Origin of the sequence: Aromatoleum sp., assembly GCF_036675785.1 — a bacterium.
Classification (GTDB): domain Bacteria; phylum Pseudomonadota; class Gammaproteobacteria; order Burkholderiales; family Rhodocyclaceae; genus Aromatoleum.
The window spans coordinates 1-25523 of the sequence record NZ_JAKFEF010000012.1; the positions used below are offsets into that span (position 1 = coordinate 1).

General features: G+C 69.1%; 21 protein-coding genes and 1 pseudogene. 10 read left to right on the forward strand and 12 right to left on the reverse strand.

Annotation, left to right across the window (positions count from 1 at the left end; all coding sequences use genetic code 11):
* From adh to V6M37_RS02755, 9 genes and pseudogenes are all read left to right on the forward strand, one after another.
* Positions 1-990 (forward strand): annotated as a pseudogene (adh, locus tag V6M37_RS02715) (aldehyde dehydrogenase); the annotation flags it as partial.
* Positions 991-1134: 144 nt separating this feature from the next.
* Positions 1135-3444, forward strand: coding sequence for a TonB-dependent receptor (locus V6M37_RS02720; protein WP_332670876.1), 2310 nt, complete (start codon positions 1135-1137; stop codon positions 3442-3444).
* A 232-nt stretch (positions 3445-3676) separates the two neighbouring features.
* Positions 3677-4663 carry an ABC transporter substrate-binding protein gene (locus V6M37_RS02725; RefSeq protein ID WP_332670877.1) on the forward strand — a complete coding sequence of 329 codons (987 nt, stop codon included), beginning with the start codon at positions 3677-3679 and terminating at the stop codon, positions 4661-4663.
* Positions 4664-4686: 23 nt separating this feature from the next.
* The gene (locus V6M37_RS02730; protein ID WP_332670940.1) at positions 4687-5481 is read left to right on the forward strand and encodes an ABC transporter permease; all 795 of its coding nucleotides are present in this window, start codon (positions 4687-4689) and stop codon (positions 5479-5481) included.
* 5 nt (positions 5482-5486) lie between these two features.
* Positions 5487-6281: an ABC transporter ATP-binding protein gene (locus V6M37_RS02735; RefSeq protein ID WP_332670879.1), complete on the forward strand. Its 795-nt coding sequence runs from the start codon at positions 5487-5489 to the stop codon at positions 6279-6281.
* A 5-nt stretch (positions 6282-6286) separates the two neighbouring features.
* Positions 6287-7081, forward strand: coding sequence for an ABC transporter ATP-binding protein (locus V6M37_RS02740; protein ID WP_442880982.1), 795 nt, complete (start codon positions 6287-6289; stop codon positions 7079-7081).
* Positions 7082-7125: 44 nt separating this feature from the next.
* The gene (locus V6M37_RS02745) at positions 7126-8100 is read left to right on the forward strand and encodes a PQQ-dependent catabolism-associated beta-propeller protein (RefSeq protein WP_332670881.1); all 975 of its coding nucleotides are present in this window, start codon (positions 7126-7128) and stop codon (positions 8098-8100) included.
* A gap of 11 nt (positions 8101-8111) precedes the next feature.
* Positions 8112-9320 (forward strand): ABC transporter substrate-binding protein, encoded by a 1209-nt coding sequence (locus tag V6M37_RS02750; RefSeq protein ID WP_332670883.1) that lies wholly within the window; start codon positions 8112-8114, stop codon positions 9318-9320.
* A 130-nt stretch (positions 9321-9450) separates the two neighbouring features.
* A complete protein-coding gene (locus V6M37_RS02755; protein WP_332670884.1) occupies positions 9451-10260 on the forward strand; it encodes an ABC transporter permease in 810 nt (269 codons plus the stop codon).
* Between the two features lie 152 nt (positions 10261-10412).
* On the opposite strand, the gene V6M37_RS02760 is transcribed toward V6M37_RS02755, so the two are convergent.
* On the reverse strand, positions 10413-11255 hold the full coding sequence (locus V6M37_RS02760) for a substrate-binding periplasmic protein (protein WP_332670885.1): 843 nt from the start codon (positions 11253-11255) through the stop codon (positions 10413-10415).
* Positions 11245-11691 carry a cytochrome c-550 PedF gene (gene pedF / locus V6M37_RS02765; RefSeq protein WP_332670886.1) on the reverse strand — a complete coding sequence of 149 codons (447 nt, stop codon included), beginning with the start codon at positions 11689-11691 and terminating at the stop codon, positions 11245-11247. Before pedF ends, V6M37_RS02760 begins: the two co-directional genes overlap by 11 nt.
* A gap of 262 nt (positions 11692-11953) precedes the next feature.
* Here pedF and V6M37_RS02770 point away from each other — a divergent pair, with 262 nt between their 5' ends.
* Positions 11954-14008, forward strand: coding sequence for a sigma-54-dependent Fis family transcriptional regulator (locus V6M37_RS02770; protein ID WP_332670887.1), 2055 nt, complete (start codon positions 11954-11956; stop codon positions 14006-14008).
* Positions 14009-14251: 243 nt separating this feature from the next.
* On the opposite strand, the gene V6M37_RS02775 is transcribed toward V6M37_RS02770, so the two are convergent.
* The 10 genes from V6M37_RS02775 to V6M37_RS02820 form a co-directional block, all read right to left on the reverse strand.
* A complete protein-coding gene (locus tag V6M37_RS02775) occupies positions 14252-15415 on the reverse strand; it encodes a porin (protein ID WP_332670888.1) in 1164 nt (387 codons plus the stop codon).
* A 472-nt stretch (positions 15416-15887) separates the two neighbouring features.
* Positions 15888-16214, reverse strand: a complete 327-nt coding sequence (locus V6M37_RS02780; RefSeq protein ID WP_332670889.1) for a BON domain-containing protein — start codon at positions 16212-16214, stop codon at positions 15888-15890.
* Between the two features lie 295 nt (positions 16215-16509).
* Positions 16510-18417 carry an FUSC family protein gene (locus V6M37_RS02785; protein ID WP_332670890.1) on the reverse strand — a complete coding sequence of 636 codons (1908 nt, stop codon included), beginning with the start codon at positions 18415-18417 and terminating at the stop codon, positions 16510-16512.
* A 265-nt stretch (positions 18418-18682) separates the two neighbouring features.
* Positions 18683-19198: an inorganic diphosphatase gene (locus V6M37_RS02790; protein ID WP_332670891.1), complete on the reverse strand. Its 516-nt coding sequence runs from the start codon at positions 19196-19198 to the stop codon at positions 18683-18685.
* A 35-nt stretch (positions 19199-19233) separates the two neighbouring features.
* Positions 19234-20052 carry a helix-turn-helix transcriptional regulator gene (locus V6M37_RS02795; protein ID WP_332670893.1) on the reverse strand — a complete coding sequence of 273 codons (819 nt, stop codon included), beginning with the start codon at positions 20050-20052 and terminating at the stop codon, positions 19234-19236.
* A gap of 234 nt (positions 20053-20286) precedes the next feature.
* On the reverse strand, positions 20287-21306 hold the full coding sequence (locus tag V6M37_RS02800; protein WP_332670894.1) for a TRAP transporter substrate-binding protein: 1020 nt from the start codon (positions 21304-21306) through the stop codon (positions 20287-20289).
* A gap of 51 nt (positions 21307-21357) precedes the next feature.
* Positions 21358-22635, reverse strand: a complete 1278-nt coding sequence (locus V6M37_RS02805) for a TRAP transporter large permease (protein ID WP_332670895.1) — start codon at positions 22633-22635, stop codon at positions 21358-21360.
* A complete protein-coding gene (locus tag V6M37_RS02810) occupies positions 22632-23237 on the reverse strand; it encodes a TRAP transporter small permease (RefSeq protein ID WP_332670896.1) in 606 nt (201 codons plus the stop codon). The genes V6M37_RS02805 and V6M37_RS02810 overlap by 4 nt, the downstream gene beginning before the upstream one ends.
* 150 nt (positions 23238-23387) lie before the next feature.
* Positions 23388-23570: a hypothetical protein gene (locus V6M37_RS02815; protein ID WP_332670897.1), complete on the reverse strand. Its 183-nt coding sequence runs from the start codon at positions 23568-23570 to the stop codon at positions 23388-23390.
* Positions 23571-23583: 13 nt separating this feature from the next.
* Positions 23584-25281, reverse strand: coding sequence for an FAD-dependent monooxygenase (locus V6M37_RS02820; RefSeq protein WP_332670898.1), 1698 nt, complete (start codon positions 25279-25281; stop codon positions 23584-23586).
* Positions 25282-25523 lie beyond the last annotated feature (242 nt).

The window sequence follows — 25523 nt, forward strand, 5'->3', positions numbered from 1 at the left end:
GCGATCGGCGCCGGCAACTGCGTCGTGCTGAAGCCGGCCGAATCGACGCCGGTCAGCATCCTCGTGCTGGTCGAGCTGATCGCCGACCTGCTGCCGCCGGGCGTGCTCAACGTCGTCAATGGCTTCGGCGGCGAAGCTGGGATGCCGCTCGCGACGAGCAAGCGCATCGCGAAGGTCGCCTTCACCGGCTCCACCGCGACCGGCCGCGTGATCGCGCAGGCGGCGGCGCAGAACCTGATCCCCGCGACGCTCGAACTCGGTGGCAAGTCGCCGAACATCTTCTTCGCCGACATCGCGAACGCCGACGACGCGCTGTTCGACAAGGCGGTCGAAGGCATGGTGCTCTTCGCGTTCAACCAGGGCGAAGTGTGCACCTGCCCGTCGCGCGCGCTGATCCAGGAGTCGATGTACGACAAGTTCATGGACCGCGTGCTCGCGCGCGTGAAGGCGATCAAGCAGGGCAGTCCGCTCGACACCGAGACGATGATGGGCGCGCAGGCCTCGACCGCGCAGATGAACAAGATCCTGTCCTACCTCGACGTCGGCCGCGAGGAAGGCGCGCAACTGCTGATCGGCGGCGACCGCGCGCATCTCGGCGGCGAGCTGTCGGAGGGCTATTACATCCAGCCGACGCTGTTCAAGGGCCACAACAAGATGCGCATCTTCCAGGAGGAGATCTTCGGACCGGTGCTCGCCGTGACGACCTTCAAGGACGAGGCCGAAGCGCTCGAGATCGCGAACGATACGCCGTACGGCCTCGGCGCCGGCGTGTGGTCGCGCGACGGCAGCGTCGCCTACCGCATGGGCCGTGCGATCAAGGCCGGGCGCGTGTGGACGAACTGCTACCACGCCTACCCGGCGCACGCGACCTTCGGCGGCTACAAGGAATCCGGCATCGGCCGCGAAACGCACAAGATGATGCTCGACCACTACCAGCAGACGAAGAACCTGCTCGTCAGCTACAGCCCGAACGCGCTCGGTTTCTTCTGAGCCGGGCGTTTCGCCGGGCCGGGGCGCTGCCCGGTCCGGTGCGGAAGTTTTTCTCCCTCGCTCCGTCCCTCCTCTACCCCACGGGCGAGCTCGCGGGCGGCTCCGGCCGCCCGTTTTTTTGTCACTGAATCCAGGTGCAGACCGATGCTGCATGAAATCCGTCTCGCGTCGCGATGGGCGCTCGCGCCCCTGATCGCGGCCCTCGGTCCCCTCGGCGAAGTCCACGCCGCCGAACCCGGCGCCGCCGAAGCGCAGCTTCCGCCGGTGGAGGTGGTCGGCGCCACGCCGTTGCCCGGCCTCGAACTGCCGAAGGATCAGGTGCCCGGCAACGTCCAGATCCTCGACGCCCCGGCGCTGCGAGCCGCCGGCGGAGCGTCGCTGGCCGAGGATCTGCAGCGCATGCTTCCCGGCGTCAGCGTGAACGAGATCCAGGGCAATCCCTACCAGGCGGACCTCGACTACCGCGGCTTCTCCGCGTCGCCGCTGCTCGGGACGCCGCAGGGCCTGTCGGTGTTCCTCGACGGCGTGCGCGTGAATGAAGCCTTCGGCGACGTCGTGAACTGGGACCTGATCCCGCAGGCGGCGATCGACACCGTCGTCCTCGTGCCGGGATCGAACCCGCTCTACGGCCTCAACACCCTCGGCGGCGCGATCGCGATCACCACGAAGCGCGGCGACACCCACCCGGGCGGCGAAGCCGAACTCTACGGCGGCTCCTTTGACCGCCGCGGTGGGACGATCGAGCACGGCGGCCGGCGCGACGAGCTGTCGTGGTATCTCGCCGCGGAAGGCATGGAGGAGGACGGCAGGCGCGATCACTCGCCGTCGGAAGTCGGACAGGTATTCGGCAAGTTCGCCTGGACCCGCGCCGAAACCGACCTCGCGCTGACGCTCGCGCACGCCGACACCGACCTCATCGGCAACGGCCTCGTGCCCGAGAGCATGGAGCGCGACCGGCACGACGCCGTCTTCACCCACCCCGACCAGACGAGGAACCGCAGCACGCTGCTGGCGCTCACCGGCAGTCACTGGCTCGGCGATCAGGACCGCATCGCCGCGACCGCCTACCTGCGCCGAACGCTGACGCGCACGCTGAACGGCGACGGCAACGACGAGTACGAGGACGACTTCGAAGACTGGGCGGACGACGGCTTCCCGGCCGGCGACGAACCGGACAGCGGCGTCCTCAATCGCACCCGCAGCGAGCAGCGCGCGGCGGGCTTCGCGACACAGTGGAGCCGCATCGCGGGGGCCCATCAGTTCGCGGTCGGCGTCTCCCACGACCGCGGCCGGGCGGACTTCCGGCAGAGCGAACAGGACGGCGAGCTGACGGCGGACCGGGGAATCGACGCCGACGAGGACGAGGAAGCGGTCAACCGCCTGCTCGGACGCACCCGCAGCAGCGGCCTCTTTGCGACCGACACCGTGATGCTCGCGCCGGGTCTGCATCTGACCGGATCGCTGCGATTCAACCATACCCGCGTGATCAACCGCGACCGCATGGGCGACGCGCTCAACGGCGACTTCACCTACCGCAAACTCAATCCGGCGCTCGGTGCGACCTGGCAGGCGACGCCGCAGACGACGCTGTACGCCGGCTTCTCACAAGGCAATCGCGCGCCGACGCCGATCGAGCTCGGCTGCGCCGACCCGGAAAACCCGTGCAGCCTGCCGAACGCGATGGCCGCCGATCCCTTCCTCCGCCAGGTCGTCACGCGCACCTTCGAAGCCGGCGTGCGCGGCACGCTCACGGACAGCACGCGCTGGAACGCGGGCGTGTTCCGCAGCACCAACCGCGACGACATCCTGTTCGTCGGCACCGGCGGCAGCATGGGCTACTTCACGAACTTCGGCCGCACCCGCCGGGAAGGCGTCGAAGCCGGACTCACCGGCACCGCGGGCAGGTTCGACTGGCGCGCGAACTACACCTTCCTCGACGCCACGTTCCAGTCCTCCGCGTGCCTGCTCGCCGAGAACAACAGCACCGAAGGCGAAGGCGGCTGTCCCGACGACGAGATCCGGGTCGGGCGCGGCGACCGCATGCCCGGCCTGCCGCGGCACAACCTGAAGCTCGGCGTCGTGTGGCGCGCCGACGATGCATTGCGGGTGGGCGCCGATCTCGTCGCGTATTCCAGCCGCTACGTGCGCGGCAACGAGAACAACCGCCACCGCCCCGACGCCGAGTTCGGCGGACGCGGCAAAGTGCCGGGTTACGCGGTCGTGAACCTGAACGCCGACTACCGACTGGCCCGGGGCTGGACCGTCTTCGGACGCATCGACAATGTGTTCGACCGGCGCTACGCGACCGCCGGCGCGCTCGCCGAAAATCCGTTCGTTGGGGCCGGCAGCGCCTTCGCGACGGATCCGGAGCAATGGCGTCACGAGCAGTTCATCGCGCCCGGTGCGCCGCGGAGCGCGTGGATCGGCGTGCGCTACGCGTGGAACGCCTTGTGACCAGGCAGCCCGACCGCGTTTGGGATGCCGCCGCGTCGCGCGCCCTGACCGGTCGGGCCGCACCGGCGCCGGCGCACGTACTGTCACGTTTCGGAACAGGTGTTCCACAACGGCACGCGCGAGGCCCCGCGTCCGCGTGTCTCTCCCGCTCCGGCCGCCCGGCCCGTTTCGTGCATTCCCCCTCCTTCACCGGCGCCCGACGCCGGACAACGACAACGATGGAGACACGGGCATGAAAGCCTGCCTTGCGCGCATCCTGATGCTCGCCGTGCTGCTCGCGCCGTTCGCATCGCCAGCCGCGGCCGCCGACCCGGCGACGATCCGCATCGGCGTCCTGCAATACGGCACCGTGAGCTGGGAGCTCGACGTGATGCAGCGCATGGGGCTCGCCGAGCGCGAAGGCGTGCGGCTCGAGATCGTCCCGCTGGCGCTGAAGGACGCGGCGAGCGTCGCGATCCAGGGCGGCGCGGTCGATGTCGTCGTCAATGACTGGATCTGGGTCGCGAGGCAGCGCGCCGAAGGGCGGGACTTCGCGTTCGTGCCGTACTCGCGCGCGATCGGCAGCGTGATGGTGCGACCCGACGCCGGCGTGCGCTCGCTCGCCGACCTGCGCGGCAGGCGCCTCGGCGTCGCCGGCGGCGCGCTCGACAAGAGCTGGCTGCTGCTGCGCGCCCACGCCCGCCGCACGCTCGGCGAGGACGCGGCGCAACTCGTCAAACCCGACTTCGGCGCCCCGCCGCTGCTCAACGCGCTGATGCTCAAGGGCGAACTGCCGGCGGTGCTCAACTTCTGGCACTACGCCGCGCGCCTGCAGGCGGCCGGGATGCGCGAACTGGTCGGCCTCGACGAGATCCTGCGCTCGCTCGGCGTCGAAGGCGATCTGCCGATGCTGGGCTGGGTATTCCGCGAAGAATGGGCCGCGCGCAACCGCGCGGCGCTTGAAGGCTTCCTGCGCGCGTCCGCGCGCGCGAAGCAGCTGATGCGGGAGTCGGACGCGGTCTGGGAAGAGCTGCGGCCGCTGACGCGCGCCGAGGACGACGCGACGCTCGCGGCGTTGCGGCAGGGCTTCCGCGACGGGATCCCGGGCGACAATCAAGTGCAGGCCGAGCGCAATGCACGGCGGGTGTTCGAGATCCTCGCCAACGAAGGCGGCGCCGAACTGGTCGGCCCGGCGACGTCGCTGCCCGCGGGCACCTTCTGGCACGGGGCGGCGCGGTGAAGATCGGCGCCGACCAGGGCGCGATGCTGCCGCTGCCGGAGTCGCGCAAAGAGGCCTCGCCGAAAGCGTGGATGCCGCGCGGCGACGGCTGGCTGCGCGTCACGTCGCTGCTCGCCTTCGTCGCGCTGTGGCAGGTCGCCGCCGCGTGGCTCGCCAGCCCCGCGCTCCCGGCGCCGGCGGTCGTGTTCGGCCGCGTCATCGACGAGACGCGATCGCTCGCGCTGCCCTTCCATCTCGCGATCACGCTCGGGCGGGTCGCGGTGAGCTTCGTGCTGGCGATGGCGATCGGCACCGTGATCGGCATCGCGATGGGCCGCTGGCCGCGGCTCGACCTGCTGCTCGACGGCTGGCTGGTGCTCGGGCTCAACATCCCGGCGCTGGTCACGATCATCCTGTGCTACGTGTGGTTCGGCCTCAACGACGCGGCGGCGATCGTCGCGGTCGCGGTGAACAAGATCCCGACGGTCATCGTGACGGTGCGCGAAGGCGCGCGCGCCGTCGACCGCCGCTTGATGCAGGTCGCGCACGCCTACCGCCTGCCGCGCGCGCGGACGCTGACCCGGGTCTATCTGCCGCAGCTCTATCCGTACCTGATGGCGGCCGCGCGCACCGGGCTGTCGCTGATCTGGAAGATCGTGCTGGTCGTCGAACTGCTGGGCCGCAGCAACGGCATCGGCTTTCAGCTCAACCTGTTCTTCCAGTTTTTCGATATCGCGGGCATCCTCGCCTACACGCTGGTCTTCGCCGCGATTGTGCTGATCGTCGAGGCGGCGGGCCTGCGACCGCTCGAGCGGCGCCTGACGCGCTGGCGGGGGTGAGACGGATGCTTGAAATCGCAATCGGGAGAAAATCCTTCGCGGACCGCGGCGGCCGGCCCCACGTCGCGCTGGCCGGGCTCGACCTGAACGCCGCGCCAGGGGAATTCGTCTGCATCGTCGGCCCGTCGGGATGCGGCAAGACGACGCTGCTCAACGTCGTCGGCGGCCTCGACCGCGATGTCGAGGGCCGCGTCAGCATCGGCGGCGCGCCGCCCGGCGCCGGCACCGGCTTCATGTTCCAGGAGCCGCGCCTGATGCCGTGGCTCACGGTGCTCGAGAACGTCACGCTCGTCGCCGGCCCGTCGGCGGCGGCCGAGCGCCGCGCGCGCGAACTGCTCGCCGCGATGGGGCTCGGCGAAGTCATGGACGCGTTCCCCGGCCATCTGTCGGGCGGCATGCAGCGCCGCGTCGCGCTCGCGCGCGCCTTCGTCATCGAGCCCAAGCTGCTGCTGATGGACGAGCCCTTCGTGTCGCTCGACGTGCCGACCGCGGACCGGCTGCGCGCGATGCTCGTCGAGCTGTGGCAGCGCTGCCGGTGCACGGTGCTCTTCGTCACGCACGACCTGCACGAGGCGCTCGCCCTCGCGGACCGCGTGTGCTTCCTGTCCGCGGCGCCCGGCCGCGTCGTCCTCGAAGTCGTCGTCACGCTGCGGCGTCCGCGCCTGCCCGCCGACCCCGCGGTGCAGGCGGTACACGCGGCGCTGCTGGCGCAGCACCCGCAACTGCTCGCCGGCCTCGCGCAACCGGCGGGCGCCGAGCGGAACGCAGGCTGCGGCAGCGGCGGCGGGAGTTGCCGATGACCGACCTGAACGCGGGATCGAAGGCCGTCGCGACGGCCGAAGCGGCCGGCAGCCGGCCGCCCGCGAACGAGGAACCGCTGCTGCGCCTCGACGACGTCCGCAAGTCCTACGGCGCGCGCGAAGCGCTGCGGGGCGTGAGCCTGCACGTGTCGCGCGGCGAGTTCGTCGCCCTGCTCGGGCCGAACGGCGCCGGCAAGAGCACGCTGTTCCAGCTGCTGACGGGACTCTTCAACGCCGATTCGGGGCGCGTCCGCGTCGCCGGCCACGACATCCGCGACGAACCGGTCGCGGCGCTCGCGGCGATCGGCGTCGTGTTCCAGCAGCCGACGCTCGATCTCGACCTCGGCGTCGCGGCGAACCTGAAGTTCCACGCGAGCCTGCACGGACTCGGCGGGCGACGCGCGCGCGAGCGCATCGGCGACGCGCTCGAACGCCTCGGCCTCGCCGAGCGCGCGCGCGATCCCGTGCGCGAGCTGAGCGGCGGCAACCGCCGCAAGGTCGAACTCGCGCGCGCCTTGGTGCACGAACCGGCGGTGCTGCTGATGGACGAGGCGACGGTCGGCCTCGACCCGGCGTCGCGCCGCCAGTTGCTCGACGAAGTGCTGGCGCTGCGCGCGCGCGGCGTCGGCGTGCTGTGGGCGACTCACCTCGTCGACGAGGCCGAGGCCGCCGACCGCGTCATCGTGCTGCACCGGGGCAGCGTCGTCGCCCAGGGCCGCCCGGCGGAACTCGCCCGCGCCGCCGGCAAGCCGACGCTCGCCGAGGCCTTCCTCGAAATCACCGGCGCGGGCGCCGACTGAAGCCGACCGCGCATGTTCGACACAGCGACAGGAGACCGACCGTAATGCGCATCCGCACCGTGTTCGCAGCATTGGCCCTCGCCCTCGCCGCCGCGCCGGCCGGCGCGAAGGGCACCGGCTACGTTTTCGTCAGCAGCGAGAACGACAATGCGGTCACCGTGCTCGACAGCCGGACCTGGCAGGTCGTGAAGGCGATCCCGACCGGCAAGCGCCCGCGCGACATGAAACTGAGCGCAGACCGCACCGCGTTGTACGTGATCGCGAGCGACGCGAACCGCGTCGACGTCATCGACATTTCGCAGCTCAAGGTGTCCCACAGCATCCCGGTCGGCGACGATCCCGAGATGTTCGATCTCGGCGCCGACGGCAAACGCCTCTACGTGTCGAACGAGGAGGACGCGCAGGTGTCGGTGATCGACATCGCGACCCGCCAGCCGGCCGCGCAGATCGAGGTCGGCGAGGAGCCCGAGGGGGTGCGGCTGAGTCCCGACGGGCGCCGGCTGTACGTGACGTCCGAGGTCGCGAACATGGTCCACGTCATCGACACCGCGAGCCTGAAGATTTTCGCGAACGTCGTCGTCGCGAACCGGCCGCGGCGTTTCGCGATGACGCCCGACGGCGGCGAAGTGTGGGTCACGAGCGAACTGGGCGGACAGGTGACGGTGCTCGACGGCGCGACCAACAAGGTCAAGGCAACGGTCGCCTTCACGCCGAAGGGCTTCCGCGCCGACGACGTCACGCCGGTCGGCATCACGATGACGCGCGACGGCAAGACCGCCTTCGTCACGCTCGGCCGCGCGAACCACGTCGCGGTCGTCGACGTCGCGACGCGCAAGGTTCAGGACTACGTGCTGGTCGGCAACCGCGCCTGGGGGGCGACGCTGAACCGCGACGAAAGCCTGCTCCTCGTCGCCAACGGCCTGTCCGACGACATCTCGGTCGTCGACACCGGCACGCGCAAGGTGCTGCGCTCGGTCGCGGTCGGCCGCGTGCCGCATACCGTCGTGATCGACGACTGATGAGAACGCGGATGAAACCAACGACGCGCGCGCGACGCTTCTTGCGGAACCCATTCGGGCGCCGGCTGGCGGGGCTGTTCCTCGCATTCGGCGTCGCCACCGGCGCGGCGGCCGCGACGACCCGCATCGCCGTCCTCGAAATCGAACCCGACGCGCGCTACGACGAAACCCGCCTCTTTTTCCGCGGCCTCGCGCAGCCGCTCGGCCGGCCGTTCGCCGGCGCGGAAGTGGCGCTGCGCGAAGCGCGCTTCGTCGGCCAGGCGATCGGCACCGAGTTCGCGCTCGAACGGATTTCCGGCGCGGACGCGGCCGCGCTCGTCGCGGCGGTCGAGCGCCTCGCGAAGGACGGCGTGCGCTTCTTCCTGATCGACGCGGCCGGCCCGGTCGTCGCCGACGTGTCGAAGGCCGTGCGCGGCCGCGACCTGCTGCTGTTCAACGTCTCCGCGTCCGACGACGCGCTGCGGCAGGAGCAGTGCCAGCCGAACCTGCTGCACACGCTGCCGAACGACGCGATGCGCGCCGACGCGCTGGCGCAGTTCCTCGTGTCGAAGAAGTGGCGCTCGGTACTGCTGCTCGAAGGGCCGAAGCCCGAAGACCGGCTGCTTGCCTCGGCGTTCGAACGTGCGGCGAAGCGTTTCGGGCTGAAGATCGCCGAGCGCCGACCGTTCGTGCTGAGCAACGATCCACGCCAGCGCGACCAGGGGAACGTCGCGCTGCTGACGGCCGGCGCCGACCACGACGTCGTCTTCGTCGCCGACGCCGATGGCGAGTTCGCGCGCAGCGTGCCGTACCGCAGCGTGCGCCCGCGTCCGGTCGTCGGCAGCGAAGGGCTCGTGGCGACCGCGTGGCACTGGTCGTGGGAGCGCCACGGCGCGCCGCAGCTCAACGCGCGGCTGGAAAAGCAGGCGGCGCGGCGGATGGCGGCGCCCGACTGGGCCGCGTGGATGGCGGTCAAGACCGTCGTCGAGGCGGTCGTGCGCACGCAGAACGCGGCCTTCCCGTCGCTCGCGAAATACATCAAGGGCGAGGACATCACGCTCGACGGCTTCAAGGGCAGCCGCCTCGGCTTCCGCCCGTGGGACAACCAGCTGCGCCAGCCGATGCTGCTCGCAACCCACAACGCAGTCATCGAACGCACGCCGATCGCCGGTTTCCTGCACCCGACGCAGAACCTGGACACGCTCGGCTTCGACCGGCGCGACAGCCGCTGCGCGTTCTGATGCCGCCGGTCCCGGAGGGGTCTTCCTCGGTCGTCCCTTCCCCGACCGTCCCTTCGCCGATCTTCCCTTTGCCGACCTTCCCTTTGCCGACCTTCCCTTTGCCGCCGCGTCCGAACCCGAAGAGGTGCACATGAAACTGCAACATGCGCTGCTCGCACTGCAGGCGATCGCCGGCCGCGAGGTCGCCAAGTTCGTCCGCCAGGGCGGCCGCTTCGCCTCCGCGCTGGTGCGGCCGCTGCTGTGGCTCGTCGTGTTCGCCGCCGGTTTCCAGAACGTGTTCGGCGTGTCGATCATCCCGCCCTACGACACCTACATTCCGTACCAGGTCTACATCGTCCCCGGGCTGCTCGGCATGGTGCTGCTGTTCAACGGCATGCAGTCCTCGCTCGCGATGGTCTACGACCGCGAGATGGGCATGATGCGGCTGCTGCTGACCGCCCCGCTGCCGCGCGCCTACCTGCTGTTCGCGAAGCTGCTCGCCGGCACGCTGCTGTCGGTGCTGCAGGCCTACGTGTTTCTCGTCATCGCCGCGCTCTTCGGCGTCGACGTGCCGTGGAGCGGCTGGCTCTACGCGCTGCCGGTCGTCGTGCTCGCCGGCATGATGCTCGGCGCGCTCGGCCTGCTGCTGTCGGTGCATGTGCGCCAGCTGGAGAACTTCGCCGGCACGATGAATTTCGTGATCTTCCCGATGTTCTTCGTCTCGCCCGCGCTGTACCCGCTGTGGAAGCTCGAGGAATCCGGCGCCGCAGCGATCCACGCGGTCGCGCAGTGGAACCCCTTCACGCACGCGGTCGAGGCGATCCGCTTCGCCCTCTACGGCCAGTTCGCCGGCGAGTCGCTCGCGATCGTCGCCGGCTGCCTCGTGCTGTTCTTCACGCTCGCCGCGTGGGGCTACGACCCGCAACGCGGCATCGTCAAGCGCGCCCCCAAGCCCGCCTGATTCGCACACACAGTTGATCGGGCCCCTCTTGCTCCATTGCGGCGGAGCAAGAGTGCTCCAAAACGGAACACCGCTTTCCAAGGGATACAGTATCGGGGTGCGCAATCGGGCCTTCTGATGCGGCACCCGGGGGCCAGTTGCCCCCGGTCGGATCAAGGCGTCCGATGCGTAACCCCGTGCGCCGCGAAGATGCGCGCGAGGTCGCCCGAGCGCTGCAGTTCGGCGAGCGCGCCGGACAGCGCGGCGGCGAGTTCGTGGTGATCGGCCTTGACGGCCATGCCCAGGGGCCAGCCGGTGACGCGCATTTCGGCCAGCGCGACCGCGTCGATCTCGTAGCCGGCGACGTCCTTCAGCGCGGCTTCGAGTTGGGCGCGCGTCGACATCACTGCGGCGACCTCCTTACGCGAGAGCGCGGCGACCGCGTCCGCGACGCTGCGGAAATGGACGACGTTGTCGCGCAGGCGGCCATTGAGCACCTGCAGCAGGTAGTCGCTCGCATGCGTATCGACTTCCGCGCCGATCTTCTCGCGCGTGAACACCTCGAAGGCGTTCGCGGCGGACCCGGCAATGCGCGGCACGCGCGCGCTGTCGCGCGCGACCGCCATCGTCTCGAGATGGTAGGGCGCGAAGATCTCGACCTTGTCGTTCTCCGCCGCGAAATGGGCGTCGACCGGCACGTGCATCATCACGTCGGCGGGCCGCGTACCCAGGTAATGGCCGCGCCACACCATGTTGCGCAGGTCGTCGCTCATGTTCTCGTCGGCAGTGAATTCGACGAACTCCGCGCGCAGCCCCAGGCGCTCGGCGAGCGCCTGGCCGAGCGCGATGTCGACCCCCTTGCCGCGCGCCGAATACGGCGCGAAGTTCGCATACACCGCGATCCGCAGCGCCCCCGCCTGCTGCAGTTCGAGCTGGGCGACGGCATGCGCCGGCAGCATCGCGCCGGCGAGCAGCGCGGTCGCGGCGACAAGAAAGTGGCGGCGGTCATTTTTCACGGACGGTCTCCAGCCAGGCGCGGATGGCCCACATCGCTTCCTGCGACAGCGTACCCTCGAACGGCGGCATGTACACCGCGCCGTTGCGCGTGACGCCGGTGCGCACGCGGCCGATGAAGTATTCGTCGGTTTCGGGCTCGATGTCCAGTTTGCGCAGATCCGGCGCGATGCCGCCGGACACGGCGCCGAGGCCGTGGCAGCGGGCGCAGTTCTGCGTATAGGCCGAATCTCCGATGCGGATCGCGTCGGCGTTGTCGCGATACGGATTGACCGTCTGCCATTCGTCGCCGAGCGACTTCAGCGTCGACGTGTCGACGGCCTGCGGCGTGACGTCGCCGTGCGCTGCGGCAAGGCCCGCGAGGCCCGCAAGCGCGGCGGCCACCGCTCCGATGCGCAGTTTACGGGTCAGCGTCGCCTTGGATTTGTCGGTGTTCACGTGTGTCTCCTCCGTTAACTGGTTTCTGTCTGCCGGTTGCCGGCATGCGTCCCCCTTCGCAAGGGCTGTGCCACGAAGGCTGAACACGCCGGAGTGCCCCGGAGCGCGCAATCAGCGCCGAGATGCACTGGCAGGGAAATTGCTCCAGCCCGTCACGGACTCGAACAGTTCGATTGCTTCAACACAGGCCAAGTGCTACGTTTTGACACAGGGCGTACAAGAAAAATTGCCCGCGCAGAATTGCAGGGACAAGGAGGAGGAGATGGGGGTCTTACCGCAACTGCGGGAGAGCCGCGACGAGAAGCTCGTGGCTGCCCGACGGTTTTTCTTCGAGCTCGGCGAGTTGCCCGAGACCGGACTCGCGCCGCCGGTCCTGCGCTCGTGGCAGCGCTGCCGCACTGCGGGGCTCGATCATCTGGACCGCCATGCCCTCGACCCGGTCGGCCGCACGCAGCTTTCCGACGCGCGCGAGCGCAGCGGCGCGCTGCTCGATCAGGCCGGCGGCATCATGGAGCACCTGTTCGAGCAGATTCGCGCCTCCGGCAGCATGGTGATCCTCGCCGACCGCGACGGCCTGATCCTCCATAGCCTCGGCGATCCGGATTTCGTTGACCGCGCCCAGCACGTCGCGCTGCGGCCCGGCGCCTCCTGGAATGAGGACGGGCGCGGCACGAACGCGATCGGCACGGCGATCGTCGAGGGCCGGGCGGTCGAAGTGCTCGGCGCCGAGCACTACCTCGAACGCAACGGCTTCCTGACGTGCAGCGCCGCACCGATCTTCGACGCGCTCGGCAAGCTCGTCGGCGTGTTCGACATCTCGGGCGCGTCGCATGTGCCGCAGCGTCACACGCTGGGCCTCGTCCGCCTGTCGGTGCAGCTCCTCGAAAAGCGCCTGTTCGAATCACGCTTCGCGAAGAACCTCCGCGTCGCCTTCCATTCGCGCCCGGAATACGTCGGCACGCTGCAGGAGGGACTGCTCGCGCTCGACGACGACGGCTACATCATCGGCGCGAACCCCGTCGCGCGCGACTGCCTCGGCCTGCCCGCGGAGATCAACGGCGCGGTGCCGTTCGCGAATCTCTTCCGGATCGGCTTCGGCCAGCTGCTCGACCGCACCGCGAGCGCCGGCGACGCGCTGACGCAGCTCGAACTGCGGCGCGGCGATTCGGTGTACGTGGAGGTGCATGGGCAACGCCGCACCGCGGTCGATGTTCCGTCGGCAGCGGTCCTGGCTCGCGCGGCGCCCCTCGCGAAAGCCGCCGTGACCGGACCGGCCCGCCCCGCTCCCGCAGCGAAAGCGGCCGCCACCGCCCCGGGCCGCCCGGCGCGACTCACACTCGCCTGCCTCGCAACCGGCGACGCGCGCCTGCAACTCGCGCTCGATCGCGCGCGCAAGGTGCAGGGCAAGGACATCCCGCTGCTGATCCAGGGCGAATCCGGCGTCGGCAAGGAACTCTTCGCGCACGCGTTCCACAACAGCGGCCCGCGCGGCGACGGCCCGTTCGTCGCGCTCAACTGCGCGGCGATCCCCGAGAACCTGATCGAATCGGAACTCTTCGGCTACAGCGGCGGCGCCTTCACCGGGGCGCGGCGCGAAGGCGCGATCGGCAAGATCCAGCAGGCCCACGGCGGCACGCTGTTCCTCGACGAGATCGGCGACATGCCGCTCGGCATGCAGGCGCGGCTGCTGCGCGTGCTGCAGGAGCGCAGCGTCACGCCCGTCGGCGCGCTGGCGTCGATTCCGGTCGACATCTCGCTCGTGTGCGCGACGCACCGCGTGCTGCGCGACGCCGTGCGCCAGGGCCTGTTCCGGGAAGACCTGTACTACCGCGTCAACAGCCTCACCGTGACGCTGCCGCCGCTGCGCGAACGCACCGACATCCGCTCGATCGTCGGCAAGCTGCTCGATGCCGAAACCCGCGACACGCGCCCGCAGGGCGTCGGCATCGGCGAGGAAGTGATGGGCTTCTTCGAGCGCTACGCGTGGCCCGGCAACATCCGCCAGTTGCAGAGCGTGATCCGCGTCGCGGTCGCGCTGCTCGACGACGACGAAGACGAAATCCGTCCGGTGCACCTGCCCGAGGAGCTTTTCGGCTGCCAGTCGCTGGACGGCGACGACGAATGCGCCCAGCGGCCCCCCGCCGCACCGGCCCAGCCGGTTGCCGAAAACCGGCCCGAACCGAGGAGCCTAGACGAGATCGAGCTCGCCGCGATCGCGACCGTCATCCGCGAAGTCGGCGGCAACGTCTCCGCCGCGGCGCGCCGTCTCGGCGTCAGCCGCAATACGCTCTACCGCAAGCTCGGACGGATCGGCTGATCCGCGCTACGGACGTCGGACATCGCTTCGCTCAGTCCGACCTACGTTCGGCGTCGCCCCGACGGGCAGATTCGGCGTAGGTCGGCGTGAGCCGCAGGCGAAGGCCGACGGCCGCGCCTTCGGCAAGCCGTCATCGGACATCGGTGCGCTTGTCCGACCGTCTAAATGACAACCGGCGCGAAACGTGCCCCTTCGGGCACCGCCGCGCGCCGGGCGTCGTGCCGGCCTTGGGGCCGGCCGCGATCAGAAGAAGATGATGCCGCCGAGCGAGATCGTGCGCGTCTTCGTGTCGCCCGGGAATAGGTCGTCGCCGATGCCCTTTTCGCGGTTGAACTCGCCGACGAGCGTGATGTACTTGTTCAGGCTGTGATAGACGCCGAACGTCGCCGAGCGGAAGCGGTTCGTGTCCGCCAGCAGTCCGTCGTCGTCGCGGTTCTCGCCGTAGTTCAGTCCGACCTTCGTCTTGCCGAACTTGTACGTGCCCTGCACGAAGTAGCCCTTGCCGCTCGTCTTCTCGAACGGCGAGAAATACAGCGCGCCGACCGTTGCCAACCCCAGCCCGTCGCCGGTGAAGCCATAGGCCACCGCCTCGAAGTTGCCGAACCCGAACTTGCCGCCGAGTTCGAAGCCGCTCGCATCGAAGCTGCCGTCGCCGCTCGTGGTCTGATGGACGCCGCCCGCCCACAGCGACGCGCTCGTGCTGTTCGACTTCCAGTCATATGTCGCCATCGCCTGGAACCCCGGCGAATCGGTCTCGTCGCCTGCGAACTGGTTCGGATCGAAGATCCCCGCCGACGCCGAGAAACCGCCCCACGCGGGCGTCGTGTAGGTGATCTGCGGCTGGAAGCCGGTGTACATGTAGCCGTGCCCGATCATCCCGAACGTCGTATTGAACGGCGTCGCCGCGTAGCTGTTGCCTCCGAGGCCCAGCAGCGTCATGTCGGCCAGGATGATCTTCTGCCCGAAGAGACCGATGTCGCGGCCGAACTTGATCGTGCCCCAATCGCTCGAGCCGAACTGGAAGTACAGGTTGCGGGTGTCGATCTGCGAGAACGGGCTGTCGCACCCGACCGCGCCGCCACAGCCCGGATCGCTCGGCAGGCCGACTACGTCCGACTTGTCGTTGATACCGGGCGCGAAACCAACGTGCGCCTTAATGTCGAGGCCTTCGACCTTCGTCGTGAACACGAAATTGATCCAGCCCGGGAGCAGCCCGTTCGTCAGCGCCGAATTATTCGTCTCGACCCCGTTCGCCTCGACCGAGCGGTGCGCGTAGAAGCCGTTGATCGTGCCGTTGATGTCGATCGTCGCGTCGCCCTGCGTGAAACTCACCGCGTTCGCCTGACCCAGTCCGGCCGCGGCGAGCGCCACTCCCAGTGCTGTCCCCTTTAACCGTCGAGCTTTCATTCCCTTCGTGCCTCCTTGGCTGCGGATTCATGTTTTTGCTTGAAGTCGCGGCGCGGACGTAACGCGCCCGACCGCCAGCGCAGGAGTGCAAGCACCGAGCCACTGCGGCTTCGGAAGCCAAACAGCGCGTGCCAAGGGGAAAACGGGGGTTTTGCGGCGGGAGCCGCTCAGGATCTGCGCCTGTTTGAAACAGGCGCGAACACTCGGGGTGCGACAGGTGTTCCAGCGTTGAGCAAGCGGGACGCTCGCCGGCTGGAGCCGCGGCGGGCCGATTACCGCGAGGGATGCGACGACAGCTTCAGTCCGTACCGGCCGAACTCGCCATCGCATCGTGCCGCCGGCCGGGGCGCTTCCCGCCGATCGGCCCGGTCGCACGCATGACCGGGTAGATCAGGAAAACGGCGCCGCCACCGTCGCGTCTGCCGCGGCGCATCGGAAGTGACGCCGCGGCAACGACGGACGGGTTTAGGGCCTACTTGACGACGACGATGTCGTTCTTCACCGACAGCACGCCGGCGACCGAGCGCGCGAGTTCGGCGGCCTTCGCGCGTTCGGTTTCGCTCTTCGCGGTGCCGCTGAGCCGGACCGCGCCCTTGTTGGTGTCGACGTCGATCGCCAGGCCGCCGACGACCGGGTCTTTCAGCAACGCAGTTTTCACCTTCGACGTGACCGCCGCGTCGTCGACATAGTCGCCCGTGCTCTTGCTCGAGGACCCGCCGGCGCAGCCTGCGACGAGAGCTCCGACCAGGCCGAACATCAGGATCCGCCGCTGGTTTGAAATTTTTTCAACGTTTTGCATGGTTCCTCCTATTGCCGTCGGCGGAGCCCGCGTCGGTCGGACGCGGCCGGCCGCTTTCGGCGTCGGTCTCGGGCTGTCGAAGCCCTGCTTCGGATCGGTCGGCATCTGCCGGCCGTCACGTTTCCGCCATCCGCCCGGGGTATGTCGTCAGGAACCGGTAGAAACCGGTGACGCTGCACGGCGCACCGTGGAAGGATTACGGAAGCGGCTCCATGCCGAAGCAATCACTGCTCCCGGGGAGAGCGCCGCACAGTCATGCAGACCGCAAGGTGCGGGGGGCTGCGGCGCGGGTGAGCTAGCGCTCGTGCGAGGCCGGCGCCGCGAGACCAAAAGTCAGGAGGTCGGCGGCGCGGTCGAGGGCCAGCGACAGGCGCCCGAGCTGGCGCCGCGTGCCGGCGTCGTCGATCCCGCCGGCGAGCGTGTCGAGGGCCGTCACGGTCTGCCGCGGCGTGCGCTTTTGCTGCAGCATCGACGCGAGCAGCGTGCGGACGCTTTCCGGCATGCCGTGCTTGCGCAGGTCGATCAGCGCGTGGCCGAGGTTGAGCGTCGCGACGAGGCCCGCCGGCCAGCGTTCGCCGAGCGTTTTCGCGCGGCCGAGATGCAGGGTCAGCCGCAGGATGGCGCGCGAGGCGCGCGCGTGCCAGGCGAGCCGGTCGCCGGCGTCCGCTTCCAGGATCCGCTGCAGGTCGCGCCGGATCACGGCCGCGGCGTCGAACGCCTGGCGTTGCGCGCGGCGCGGCAGCAGCACGAACAGGCCGGCCATCAATCCGGCGGCGACCGCGAGCGCGGCCGAATCGGCGAGGACGCGGCCGACGTCGTCGACGGCCGGCATGCCGGCCTGCGAAGCGAGCATGAAGCACATGTTCGCGTCGATCGCGGCGATGCCGGTGCGCGGATTGGCGCGCCCGAAGCCGCCGAGCAGGACGAACGGCGCGATAGACAGCAGCAGGGCGGCGTTCGACGCAATGTGCGGCTGCAGCGCGAGGCGGTAGAACGTCGCCGCGACGACGCCGGTGACGACGCCCGCGAAGAGTTTGGGCGCGACGAGCTGGGGCAGCGGCAGCGAGCCGAGCACCATGACGAAGATGCACACGCCGAGCGCGGCGAGTTCGACCGCGGGCCACGGCCATGCGAGGCCGACCAGGCCTGCGCCGAAACTGGCGGCGGCGGCGAGCGCGGCGGTGCGGCCAGCGAGCGCCCATTCGCGGTGCGGCGCGAGGCGGATGCGTGTCGCGCCCGACACCGGGCGCGACACGCCGTGCGCGAGCGCGTCGCCGGCATCGAGAATCTGCCCCACCGCGATCTTGAGGCGCGCGACCGCGACGTCGTCGTCCGCTTCGGCCCATCCCGCCTCGCGCGCCTCGGCCTGCGATTCCCGGCGCAGCCGCGCGGCGACACGGTCGAGCCATTCAGGCAGCCCCGGCTCGATGCGGCAGCCGGCGTCCTTCACCGCCTGCGCGGCGGCGATCGTCGACAGCGAGCCGACGACGAGCAGATCGATGTCGCCGAGGCGCCGATACCCTTCGACGGAGCCCGCCGCAGTCGGCCGCGCCGATGCATCGAGCTGGCTGATCTGCGCGACGAGCCGGCCCTCCTCCGCGGCGTCGCCCGCTGCAGCTGGATCGCGGAGCAGCCGGGCCGCGTAGGCGACGGCGTCGGCCGACACGGCGCGGACCTGCGCATAGAACTCGGCGAGCGGCGAAACAGGGGTCAGCACCGCGAGCACGAGCGTGCTAACGACGACGCCGATCAACGTGCATTCGACGCGCGCGATCGCGATGTCGAGCGATTCCGTCGGCGTCAGCAGCGCTGGGATCACGACGACCGCGGCAGTCATGCCGGCGAGCAGCGCGCCGTAGCCGTGCACGCCGCGCAGCAGGTGCGTCAGCGCCGCGTTGAACCCGATCCAGCCGGCAAGCAGCGCGAGCTGCACGATTGGCGGCGCCGGCACGTGCACCAGCGCGAAACCGACCGAGGCCCCGATCAGCGTGCCGACGATGCGGAAAACCGCGCGTTCGACAACGAGCCCGCGCGACGCCTGCGTGAGCACCCACACGGGCATCGCCGCCCAGTAGGCGTTGTGGACGTGCAGCAGCGACGCGATCGCGAACGACAGCCACGCGGCAAATGCCAGCGACAACGCCTTGCGGACGATCTCGGGCTCGAAGCCGACGAGTTCGCGGAACGAACGGAATGAAGTCATGAGTGAATGCTGGAGAGGCAGGATTGCGACCGCCATGCAGCCGGCAAGACGCCGCGCGGTCGAAACGCGAAATTCTAGGCCATTAGCGGGGCATCCCAATATCGTCCGGGGAACGACTTTCGATTTCGGTCCGCACACATCGCTCACGCAGGTCGGCGTGAACGCAGCGAAGGCCGACGCGGGCGGTTCCAGAGGCCATCGGATGTCGGACATCGCTGCGCTCAGCCCGACCTACGGCCCGGCAGGCAGAGCGGCGCGTAGTGTTTCAGAACCCGACCGTCGGCCCCCGCCAATAACTGTCCCGCGGCCGGGCGCGAGCGACGGCATCGACGGCCTCGCACCAGCCGTCGCACGCGTTGCGCCCCGGCCGTCGCCGCCACAGGTTCAGCAAGCCCTTGCACTTCGCATAGAACCGGAAGAATCGCAGCACGTCGGCGCAGTCGGCGGGACTCGGGCGATGGTCGCAGCAGACGAGCTTGTCGTCGCTCATACCGCGGTCGGTCAATGTCACCGCGCCCCACGCGAGCGTGCGCAGGCGCGTGCCGCGTGCACGCCGCGGGCCGAGGACGAGCGCATCGAGCAAGTCGTTGTCCTGCCCGAGGTAATCGGGGACGGCGCCGTAATTGAACGGGCACGGCAGCGGCGAGATGAAATCGATGCGGTCGGTCGAGCCGCGCTTGAGGAAGCTGCCGCGCGGAATCTCGATGACGACTTCGAGTTCGAGCGGCTCGATGCCCGAGTCGTCGGGCGCGCCCTGGGGTTTCGGCCGGTCGTGCGGCACGGTGCCAGTCGCCGCCGGTCAGCGGCCCGGGCGGCTCAGTGCGCCGGCGCGAGCTTCAGCGCGAGCCCGACGAGTTCGCGCTGGCCGGACACGCCGAGCTTGCGGTACAGGCGCTTGACATAGGTCTGCGCGCTCGACAGCTTGATCCCCATGCGTTCGGCCGTCTCTTCGACCGTGATTCCGGTGAGCACGCACTTCAGCAGTTCGCCGTCGCGCTTCGTGAGTTCGGGATAGGCCCGGCAGAGCCGCAACACGACCATCTCGGGCAACTCATTCACCGACAGATGGACGTTGTAGTGCAGCCGCACCATCTGCATCACGAGCGGCGCGAGCGCCTCGATGCATTCGATCTCGCGGGGGTTGAAGCGGCCGTGCTCGCGTCCGCGGTAGAAGTTCACCGACAGCCAGCGCCAGCCGTCGAAGAGGTTCAGCAGCGCGAGTCGTTCGGAGATCTGCGGCTGGTCGTAGCAGATGCGGCGGTAGTCGGGATGGGCGATGTCGTCGCCGGACTGGCGATGGACGAGGATGCGGCTCGACGGGCATTTGCCGTCCTCGGACGCCATCGCGTCGCGGTTGCCGTCGAGGCGGTAGAACATCGCCGCGTAGCTGCGGTTGATTTCCGGGAGTTGCATCGTCCTCGCGCGGTCGGCGAACGATACGATGCGCGGCGTGCCCTGCCCTTCGTACGCGAAGATCGTGCATTGCGCGATCGGCACCTGCGCGGACAGGAGCCGCAGCAATTCGCCCGCGAGCCCGTTCGGGGTCACCGCGCCGATCTGCGCGAGCATGCCCGCAATCTGGTCGACCCCGAGCCGGTAGTCGACGCTGACGGATTTCAGCGGCCAGTAGTCCATGTCGTCTCTCTCGCACCGTGCCCGCGTCCGCGCCGGTCTCTTGTGCCGGAGTATAAACGGCGGCGACCGACGCGGGACGATTGACGCGGCAACCGTTCGGCCCAAGCCCTTCGTCAAGCTCGGGACGGGCCTGTCGAAGCCCTGCGACCGCCCTTCGACAAGCTCAGGGCGAACGACTGGACAGGCTCGGGGCGAACGGTTGTACGAGGCTCAGAAAGAACGCAGCACTGCCGATCAGTTGCGCAGCTTCGCGAGCTCGCCCTGCGTCGCGTCGAAGACCGCCTTCGAGCCGCCTTCCTGCGCGAAGCTCGCCCACAGCGGCTTGACCGCGTCGCGCATCCGCGCGCGCTCACCGGCGGCGACGTCGTTCACCTTCAGCCCCTTGTCCGCCATCTTCTTGACCGACGACTTGTCCTGCTCGCGCGCGACCGTCCGCTGGTAGACGCGGGCTTCGAGCGCGGCGTCGGCGAGGAGCTTGCGGTCGGCTTCCGGCAGGCGGTCCCAGAACTTCTTGCTGACGAGCGGGATGAACGCGCCGTACGCGTGGCGCGTCAGCGACAGGTACTTCTGCACTTCGTCGAGCTTCAGCGCGGACGTGACCGCGGAGGTCGTGCCCTGGCCGTCGACGGTGCGGGTCTCGAGCGCGGTGTAGAGCTCGGGCACCGCGAGCGGCACCGGGTTCGCGCCGAGCGCCTTGACCGACTCCTGCGAGATCTTCGCCTGCACCGCGCGCAGCTTCAAGCCGTTGAAGTCCTCGAGCTTCGCGACCGGGTGCTTCGAGTTCGTGAAGTTGAAGAAGCCGTTCTCCCAGTAGCCGAGGCCGACGAGGCCCTTTTCCGGCAGCCGGTCGAGCAGTTGCCGGCCGATCGCGCCGTCGAGGACGGCTTCGGCTTCCTTCTCGGTGTCGAACAGGAACGGGTAATCGAGGACTTCGAACTCCTTGACCATGCCGGTCAGCGTCGTCGTCTGCGGCACCGTGAATTCGATCGTGCCGCCCTGCAGCGCGGAGGTGACCTGCACGTCGTTGCCGAGCGCGGCGTTGTAGAACGGCTTGATCTTGATGCGGCCCTGGCTCTTCGCATTGACGAGCTCGACGAACTTCGCGACGCCCTGGCCCTGGTGCGAGCTTTCCTGCAGCGTCACGGCGAACTTCGCGTTGACCTGCTGCGCGAGCGCGGCGCCCGACGCGAGCGCGCCGAATGCGAGCGCGAGGACGGTCCTGGTAACGACGGCCTTCGTGAGTTTTTTCTGCATTGCAGTCTCCTGTCTCTCTTTATGTAGGTCTTACTGTTGGAAATCGAAATCTCAGCGCCACCAGCCCGCCGGCACGATGACGAGCGCCGGGAACAGGATCAGCCCGACGAGCACGAGCAGCTCGGCGACCAGGAAGGGCATGACGCCGCGCACCGCGCGTTCGAGCGGGATCTTGCCGATCGACGCGATGACGTTGAGGACGACGCCGACCGGCGGCGTGATCATCCCGATCGCGACGTTCATGATGAACAGCACGCCGAAATACACCGGGTCGATGCCCGCCCCCTGCGCGATCGGCATGAACACCGGCGTCAGGATCAGCACGACCGGGATGAAGTCGAGCACCATGCCGGCGCCGAACGCGATCAGCATCATCGCGGCGACGAGCGTCGTCGGCGAGTCGGCGACGGGGGCGAGCCATTCGCCGATCTGGCCGGGGATGTCGGCGATCGTGATCATGTACGACGCCACCATCGCCATCGCGACGAGGACCAGCACGACGGCCGAGGTGCGCGCGGCGATCAGCAGGCAGTGGTAGATCGCCTTCGCGTCGAGCTCGCGATAGACGAACGCCCCGACGAAAAGCGCGTAGAACGCGGCGACGACGGCGGCCTCGGTCGGCGTGAAGATGCCGAACTTCAGCCCGCCGATGATGATGACCGGCAGCAGCAGCGCCCAGACGCCGCGGCCGAGCACGCGCAGGCGCTCGGGCCAGCTCACGCGCTCGCTCGGCGCGAAGCGCTCGCGCCGCGACACCCACCACCACGCGACGACGAGTGAGCCCGCCATCATTGCGCCGGGGACGATGCCGGCGAGAAAGAGCTTCGTGATCGACACGTTCGCGACGACGCCGAACAGCAGAAAGCCGATCGACGGCGGAATCACCGGCGCGATGATGCCGCCGGCCGCGACGAGCCCGCAGGCGCGTTCGTTATCGTAGCCGGCGCGGCGCATCATCGGCACGAGCAGTGCGCCGAGCGCCGCGGTGTCGGCGACCGCGGAGCCGGACAGGCTCGCGAGCACGAGCGCGGCGAGGATCGCGACGTAGCCGAGGCCGCCGCGCAGGTGCCCGACGAAGGCCATCGCCATGTCGACGATGCGCCGCGACAGGCCGCCGGCGTTCATGAACTCGCCGGCGAGGATGAAGAACGGCACTGCCATCAGCACAAAGTTGTCGGCACCGGCGATAGCGTTCTGCGCGACGATCTGGGCGTCGAACTGACCGAGCAAAAACATCAGCGCGAGCGCGCTGATCAAGAGCGCGAACGCGATGGGCATGCCCATCACCATCGCGCCGAGCAGGCTGCCGAGGAAAACGGTCGCGGTCATCGCGCCACCTCCGCGAGCTGCGCGCGCGACGCCCGCGCCGTACGGGATTCATCGGGCGCGTGGTGCGAGACGTTGCCCATCTCCTCGCCGACGCGGTCCTCCATCTCGCGGATCAGCACGAGGTCCTCGGCGGCGTGCGGGCGGGCGAGCGCGTCGATCACGTTGTAAACGATGCTGATCGCCATGCCGAAGCCGAACGCGACCGCCGCGGCGTGCAGCCACGCGTACGAGATGCCGAGCACGGGGTAGAAGTTCTCCGCATTGATCAGCGTCTGCTGCCAGCCGCCCCAGACAAAGAGCGCACAGCAGCCGAGCATCATCACGCCGGTGACGACGATGCACACCTTCTTCCAGAACACCGGCAGGCGGCGCACGACCGAGTCGAGCCCGAGGTGCGCGTGCTCGCGCGACGCGAGGATCGCGCCGAGGAACACGACCCAGACGAACAAAAGCCGCGCGAGCTCCTCGGACACCGCGAGGCCCGAGTCGAACGCGTAGCGCAGCACGACGTTGCCGAACACGAGCAGGGCCATCAGGCCGAGGCTCGCGACGAGCAGGATTTCGAGCAGGCGGGTGACCGCCTGCGTCAGTTTGTCGAACACGATTGTCTCCTTTGGGCCGGCCCCGGGGATGGGGCCGGGTGAAACGCTCGGGTGCGTCAGCGCACCTCATATGTCGGGGAAGGCCTCTCCCCGTTTGGCAAATCGCTTGCCGCCCGGTCCGCCACGCAATGCGGACCGGGCCGGCTCGCGTCACAAATCCTGCAGCGCGGACTCGGCGATCGCCTGGAAGCGGCCCGCGTCGCCGATCTCGTGCGCCGCGAGCAGCGCCAGCTTCACGAGGAAGAGTTCGGACTTCGCCGGAGTCGCCTGGACCATCGCGAGGGCCAGCGCGTCGTAGACTTGCTCGAGGTCATGTACGGATAGGGTTTTCATCGGGATTCCTCTGTCAGTTGCCGAGCGCGGTGCGGATCGCCGTCGCGAGCCGGTCGGCCGCGAGCGTGACCCAGCGCGCGCAGATGTGCTGGTCGGGGCGGACGAGATAGGCGCCGCCGCCGGTCGTGATGCCGTACTTCGCCCAGAAATGGCCGTCCTCGTCGCCGATCACGAGCGCGGCGCCCGCGACGTCGGCGCTGCCGCTGCGGCGCACCGCGATGACTTCGAGCGGGATGCCGCGGGCGCGGACCGCGTCGACTTCCGCGACGATGTCGCCAGGGATCTCGCCGGACTCGGTGAAGTACAGCAGGTAGAACGCCGCGCCGAGGAGGTCGAACAGGAAGCCGTCGCTGCCGAGCCGCACGTTCGCGAGCTGCGCGCCGACCGCCGGGCCGCGGCGGAACAGGCGGTTGTCGTCGCCGGCGCAGTTCAGCGGCGAATCCTCGTACTCGTGCGGCCGCGACGTGCGCCAATGGAACAGCGGGCGGACGAACGCGTGCTTCAGCGACAGCGACAGCACCGCGTCGCGCAGCAGCCGGAAGCCGTGCGTCGGCGGCGTCATGAAGCGCGTGCTCTTGCTCGCCTCGTCGATGATCTCGCGCGCCGCATTGACGCGCTCGGACGAGTACGACGGCAGCAGCTTGTCGCCGGCCCAGCCGCGCACCTGGAACGCGAGCTTCCAGATCAGGGCATGGCAGTCCTGCCAGCCGGTGTTCGCGCCGCGCACGCCGAAAATCGGCAGCATGTGCGCCGCGTCGCCGGTGAAGATCACGCGGCCGTGGATGTAGTCGGGCAGCGTCAGTGCGCGCGCCGAATACACCGAACACCAGTCCATCTCCCATTGCGGGTTTTCGACGCCGATCATCGCGAGCTGCGCATCGATGCGCGTCTTCAGCGATTCGGGCGCGAGCGCCTGTTCGGGCGTCTCGTCGGCGGGCAACTGGTAGTCGATGCGCCAGATGTTGCCCGGCTCGCGGTGCATCAGCACGGTGTTGCCCGGGTTCCATACCGGATCGAAGAATGCGAGGCGCTCGGTCGGCAGGTCGAGGTCGATGCGGATGTCGGCGATCACGAAGCGCCCTTCGTACGACGCGCCTTCCATCTGCAGATTCATCGCGCTGCGGATCGGCGAGCGCGCGCCGTCGGCCGCGACGAGCCATTCGGTTTCGAGCTGGTACGGCCCTTCGGGCGTGTCGACCTGCACGAACACGCGGTCCTTCGCCTGCTCGACATTGACGACGCGGTTGCCCCAGCGCACGTCAATCAGCGGGTTCGCCATCGCCGCGTCGACGAGGTATTCCTCGAGGTACTGCTGCTGCAGGTTGATCATCGGGTAGAAGCGGTCGTCCGGATCGTGCGGCGCCTCCATCCGGAACACGCGCTCGCCGCGATAGAACGAATTGCCGAAGCGCCACGGCAGACCGCGCTCCGAGATGCGTTCGGCGACGCCGACCTGCTGCAGGATCTCCATCGAGCGGCGCGTGAACACGATCGCGCGACTGCCTTCGGACACCTGCTGCTCCGATTCGAGCAGCACGCACGGCACGCCGTAGCGCGCGAGATCGAGCGCCGCGGTCAGGCCGACCGGCCCGGCGCCGACGATGACGACGCGCTTGGCATCGCTTTCATTCGGAGACAACGGCACATAGGCGGGATAGACGTGATACTTGTAATATATCGAGCGACGCGGCTCGGTACTGGGACGGTGCATGAGTTATGTCTCCATGTACTTCTTGTGGATCAGACCCGCCAACGGCCTGCGTTGACATAAATCAATGCTATGCGTCGATCGACGCGAGGATGTCCCTCATTGGGGACATTTTGCTGCAGGTCCGTTCACGCGCCACATGCAGTGAAGTGCAGCTCCCCTTGGCATTTCGCCCGAAACTCGGATTACACGAGAGAATTCCTCAAGGACTGGCAGCGCCTGTCCCGAAGCCTCTTACCCGTATC

Bases quoted from the DNA above. Each gene is read 5' to 3' on its own strand.
- V6M37_RS02720 (WP_332670876.1), top strand. From the start codon at position 1,135: ATGCTGCATGAAATCCGTCTCGCGTCGCGATGGGCGCTCGCGCCCCTG.
- V6M37_RS02725 (WP_332670877.1), top strand. From the start codon at position 3,677: ATGAAAGCCTGCCTTGCGCGCATCCTGATGCTCGCCGTGCTGCTCGCG.
- V6M37_RS02730 (WP_332670940.1), top strand. From the start codon at position 4,687: ATGCTGCCGCTGCCGGAGTCGCGCAAAGAGGCCTCGCCGAAAGCGTGG.
- V6M37_RS02735 (WP_332670879.1), top strand. From the start codon at position 5,487: ATGCTTGAAATCGCAATCGGGAGAAAATCCTTCGCGGACCGCGGCGGC.
- V6M37_RS02745 (WP_332670881.1), top strand. From the start codon at position 7,126: ATGCGCATCCGCACCGTGTTCGCAGCATTGGCCCTCGCCCTCGCCGCC.
- V6M37_RS02750 (WP_332670883.1), top strand. From the start codon at position 8,112: ATGAAACCAACGACGCGCGCGCGACGCTTCTTGCGGAACCCATTCGGG.
- V6M37_RS02755 (WP_332670884.1), top strand. From the start codon at position 9,451: ATGAAACTGCAACATGCGCTGCTCGCACTGCAGGCGATCGCCGGCCGC.
- V6M37_RS02770 (WP_332670887.1), top strand. From the start codon at position 11,954: ATGGGGGTCTTACCGCAACTGCGGGAGAGCCGCGACGAGAAGCTCGTG.
- V6M37_RS02775 (WP_332670888.1), bottom strand. From the start codon at position 15,415: ATGAAAGCTCGACGGTTAAAGGGGACAGCACTGGGAGTGGCGCTCGCC.
- V6M37_RS02780 (WP_332670889.1), bottom strand. From the start codon at position 16,214: ATGCAAAACGTTGAAAAAATTTCAAACCAGCGGCGGATCCTGATGTTC.
- V6M37_RS02785 (WP_332670890.1), bottom strand. From the start codon at position 18,417: ATGACTTCATTCCGTTCGTTCCGCGAACTCGTCGGCTTCGAGCCCGAG.
- V6M37_RS02795 (WP_332670893.1), bottom strand. From the start codon at position 20,052: ATGGACTACTGGCCGCTGAAATCCGTCAGCGTCGACTACCGGCTCGGG.
- V6M37_RS02800 (WP_332670894.1), bottom strand. From the start codon at position 21,306: ATGCAGAAAAAACTCACGAAGGCCGTCGTTACCAGGACCGTCCTCGCG.
- V6M37_RS02805 (WP_332670895.1), bottom strand. From the start codon at position 22,635: ATGACCGCGACCGTTTTCCTCGGCAGCCTGCTCGGCGCGATGGTGATG.
- V6M37_RS02815 (WP_332670897.1), bottom strand. From the start codon at position 23,570: ATGAAAACCCTATCCGTACATGACCTCGAGCAAGTCTACGACGCGCTG.
- V6M37_RS02820 (WP_332670898.1), bottom strand. From the start codon at position 25,281: ATGCACCGTCCCAGTACCGAGCCGCGTCGCTCGATATATTACAAGTAT.